The organism is Streptomyces sp. NPDC043870 (assembly GCF_056435785.1).
The window spans coordinates 1-4238 of sequence record NZ_JBWKDT010000113.1 but is presented as its reverse complement, the minus strand read 5'-3'; the positions used below and the strand labels follow the sequence as shown (position 1 = coordinate 4238).

The 4238-nt window shown below is 60.7% G+C and carries 2 protein-coding genes; one reads left to right on the top strand and one right to left on the bottom strand.

Annotated features, from left to right (window positions below; all coding sequences use genetic code 11):
• Positions 1–188 precede the first annotated feature (188 nt).
• Complete coding sequence (locus AC0699_RS39410; protein ID WP_478671415.1) at positions 189–836, top strand: response regulator transcription factor; 648 nt, start codon at positions 189–191, stop codon at positions 834–836.
• Positions 837–1313: 477 nt separating this feature from the next.
• Here AC0699_RS39410 and AC0699_RS39405 read toward each other — a convergent pair whose 3' ends face one another.
• Positions 1314–3653, bottom strand: coding sequence for an ATP-binding protein (locus AC0699_RS39405; protein WP_478671403.1), 2340 nt, complete (start codon positions 3651–3653; stop codon positions 1314–1316).
• Positions 3654–4238 lie beyond the last annotated feature (585 nt).

Sequence of the window (4238 nt, the reverse complement as noted above, 5' to 3'; positions counted from 1 at the left end):
CGACACGACAGTCGGGCCTCCGCGCTGCCCTCGCCAGCCACAGAACGCACGACGGTCTGCCGACTCCGTCGGCAGACCGTCAAGAAAGATCGAGGTTAGACCGGGTCAGATAGGGACTCGATGTGTGCCGTCCGGGCAGATGGCGGATGCTGGTGGTACGCAGTGCCTGTGAAGGGTGGTGTTCCCTGATGAACGAACCCAGTGCCCGCGTGCGAGTGATAGTGGCCGACGATCACCCTATTTACCGGGAGGGCATCGCACGTGGCCTGACTCTGAGCGGTCTTATCGAGGTGGTGGCCGAGGCAGACAACGGTACGGACGCGCTGGCGCTCATCCGCAGCGAGAGTCCTCAGGTCGCCGTCGTGGACTATCGACTGCCGGGACTGGATGGTGTCGCGGTGGTTCACGCGGTGACCCGCGATAAACTCAGCACCCGTGTCCTTATCCTATCGGCGTTCACTGATAGTTCCGTTGTCTTCCAGGCCGTCCAGGAGGGCGCGGCGGGATACCTTCCCAAGGATGCCAAACGATCCGAAATCGTGGATGCGGTATTGAAAGTGGCAAAAGGCCGGACGGTTATTCCGTCTGAGCTTGCTGCAGAGCTGGCAGGCGAGATCCGCACACGTGCCGACCATACCGAACCGATTCTGACTGAACGTGAGCGTCAGGTCCTACAATCGTTTGCGCGAGGACTCAGCATCCCGCAAATCGCTGCCGAACTATATATCGGAGCAAGCACGGTGAAAACGCACACCCAGCGGCTCTACGAAAAACTCGGAGTTTCCGACAGGGCTGCAGCAGTTGCCGAGGCGATGCGTCGCGGGCTGCTCGAGTAAGCCCTTCTCCCATACACGTCGGGGGACAGTTTTCGAACCATTAATTTATCTCGCCAAAAGACCGGATCCAGCTCCCCGGGAAAATCGGATTGCCGCGAGAACAAATTGTCATCCAGGCGAGCGAGGCTCTTCAATGAGAATGTCGGGTCACGGCAGACTCTCATGTCCACACCGCCCGCGCCCGCAACGTGGACGATCTCGCGGAAGAGACCCGACGCTTCCCCCACCGCCACCAGCGCCAGCCGCACATCGTCCGCGGCTACTTCCCAAATGGACAAGGCTCCAGGACGAACGCCACGCGCCCACCCCACGTGACGATCAGCATCATGACCCACTCCACGAGTGCATGCGGACATCGAGTACGGCTCGATAGGGAACCAACAGAGCCCCGAGGCTGAAGAGTTGAGCTTCGACACCTTACTCAACAGCCCAGGGGCTCTGCCCGCAGGATATTCACCTGTTTGGCGGGGTGATTTTTCACGTATTGTCTGCTGCCTGCCTCTCTTCTTGCCGTTGTGCCCACACTGCGATCTCACTGCGCCGGGCACAGTTGAGTTTTGCAAGTATGTGGGAGACGTGAGTTTCCGCAGTGCGCTCAGAGATCACCAGGGTACTGGCTATCTCGCGGTTTCCCATGCCCTGAGCGATCAGGGATGCTACCTCCTGTTCGCGTCGGGTAAGCGGCTCGCCGTCCGGGGGAAGGCAGACCGGGGCTGACTCATCAGAGCGATCGGCATCCACCCGGAAAGCGAGTCCGACCAGGTCTTCGAACGGTATTTCTGTGCCTTTCCTGAATACTCTTTCATAGGCAGATGATCCTAGTGCCTGACGGCTTTCTCGTTCGCACTTCTCATGCCAGGGAGTGACGTGACTGAACAGACTCGTACCCAGGTCTTTCCATGCCGTGTCCAGACCGCCCAGTAGCATGGCGGCTCGTTCATGTGCGCCTTCCGCCGTAGCGACCCAGGCAAGTGCTTCGATTGCGTGTGCTCCGTGAACCTTATCGCCGACCATCTGGTTGAGGTCCAGGCTATGGCATTCGTCACGGATGGCCTGTTCGAGTTCTCCGCGGCAGCATGCGATGATTCCCCTGGCCCAGAGCCCGAAAGCGCGGCACCATGTTTCGCCGGCACTTTCACTAATTTCGATTCCTCGGCTGCACCATGCGAGGGCATGCTGTATATCGTTAGTGGCGCATGAGAGTACCGTCAGGTGGAAGTACGTTAGAGCCTCAATGGCCGACGGTGGCTGGTTTTCCTCGCGGTGGAGCCTGAGGCACTCACGGAAAAGGAGGGTTGCTTCGTCCGACCGGCCCATAAGCATTCTCGCCAGCCCCTGAGCATAAGCGATCTTGGACAGACCGGCGCGGTCATCCAGTCTGACCGCCATTTGCCTTCCCTCGTCAAGAAGCCGGTTACCGGTTGTCGGCTCTCCCTGCAGAATAGCCAGGTAGCCAGCGACCTCCAGGGCAGCTACCCGAGTCGGGGTGGGAACGCGGGCCAGATTGAGAAGAAGACGCAGCCACTGGCGACCTTCGGCCAGCAGGGCGGAGGTGAACCAATAAAAGCGCAGTTCGGCCGCTATACTCAGTCCGACTGTGCCAGCGTCTGAGCTGCTGAGACAGGAGGCCAGGGCGGTACGCAGGTTGGCGTGCTCGAGCAGGAGACGCTCCCCCCATGCCAGCTGCTCTGCACCGAAGAAGTTTTTTGCGGCTTGCCCGACCAGATCCCGGCACCAGATGCGGTGGCGAGCCTGCAAGCGTGAGAGGGAGGCAGGTGCCAGTCGCTCGCGCCCGTAGTCGCGTAGTGTCTCCAGCATCCGGTAGCGCACATGGCCGCTGTGGTTCTCCCTTTGCAGGAGGGACTTGTCGATCAGTCCTTCGATGAGATCGGCCATGTCCATGGGCGTCATGCCAGGATCGGCGCACACGGCATACGCTGCCTTCAGATCGAATCCGTCGGCAAAGACTGAACTACGCCGCCACAGTGAGCGTTCCGCATCAGAGCAGAGCTCGTAACTCCAGTCGATCACTGTCTGCAGGGAACTCTGGCGTTTCGGTGCGGTGGTGTAGCCCTTGCTGAGGAGACGGAATCGGTCCTCCATTCCGTCGAGCAGCTGGGTGATGCTCAGTGAGCGGAGCCTGACGGCCGCAAGCTCAATGGCAAGCGGTATTCCCTCCGCTTTCCTGCACACGGCCGATACCGCAGCCATATTGTCCTTGTTTGCTGTGAATCCTGGCAGGACCGCGCTGGCGCGGTCCTGGAAGAGCTGGACAGCTGGATAGGCGTCCGGGCTGTCCGGGAGCCTTTCATTGTCGGGAGGAAGCGGCAGAGGATCGACCACGCGAATGGTTTCACCCTCGACGCCCAGGTAATGGCGACTGGTCGCCAGGATACGCAATTCCGGGCAAGCCGCGAGCGTGGCGGAGATTACTTCATGGCACCCCGACAGCACGTGCTCACAATTGTCGAGAACGATCAATGCCCTGGCGTTGCGCAGATGCTCGATAAGGACATCAACGGGGCGCGCATCAGAAAGATCGTGGATACCGACGGCATCGTTTACTGTCGACGCGACGAGACGATGATCCGATATTCCGGCGAGTTCGACCCACCATGTGCCGTCCGGGAAAGCGCGAGAAGTTTCCTCAGCTGCACGCAGCGCCAGGCGGCTCTTCCCTACCCCGCCGGGTCCCATGAGGGTGACCAACCGGGAATTTCCCATGGATTCTTTGATCGCACGCAGTTCGCGTCGACGGCCAACGAACGTGGTAAGTCGGGATGGCAGATTTCCCGGCCGGTTTTTGCTGGTACTCATAAGAGCAAGCGTGCCGTCACCGGAGAATCAGATCCCTCCGCCTTACGGTGGAGAGGCAAGGGGACGACAATTCCATCGTTCAGCCGGTCCCCGGCCAGCGACCGGCGGGAATGAGCGGGAATGAGGGATTCGGCGTAGTGATCCTCTTCATCGTGCCTCTGAAGGGCTATAAGGGCTGGCCAGGGGGACGAGGCGAAGCCTCGTCGTTGGTTGTGGTGATCTCACTCAACACGACCATCGGCCGGGGGCTTCGTTGGTTCCGTATCCTTCCATGCTCGACGTCCCACACGAGCTGGTCGAGCATGTCTCATGGCTCATCTACGCCCGCAGGCGTGAACTCAACTCCGCCCTGGTCGCAAGCTCGGTTGGACGTGAAACAGAGCATTCCGAGCAGGAACACCCGGCGCCGCCCGAGCACATCGCCATGAAGAACCCGCGCGGCCCCCCGTCACGACACGGCCCCACCCCCGACCAATCGCGGGCCAGGTCGTAGTAGGGCTTGGTCAGGTTGGTATCGCCGTGGGTATGTCGCGGTGACAGGTGGGGCAGGCGCCGGTCCAGACCGCGAGGAGTAACTGCATCTCG

Excerpts from the sequence above, each read along its gene's own strand:
- AC0699_RS39410 (WP_478671415.1), top strand. The coding sequence starts at position 189 with ATGAACGAACCCAGTGCCCGCGTGCGAGTGATAGTGGCCGACGATCAC.
- AC0699_RS39405 (WP_478671403.1), bottom strand. The coding sequence starts at position 3,653 with ATGAGTACCAGCAAAAACCGGCCGGGAAATCTGCCATCCCGACTTACC.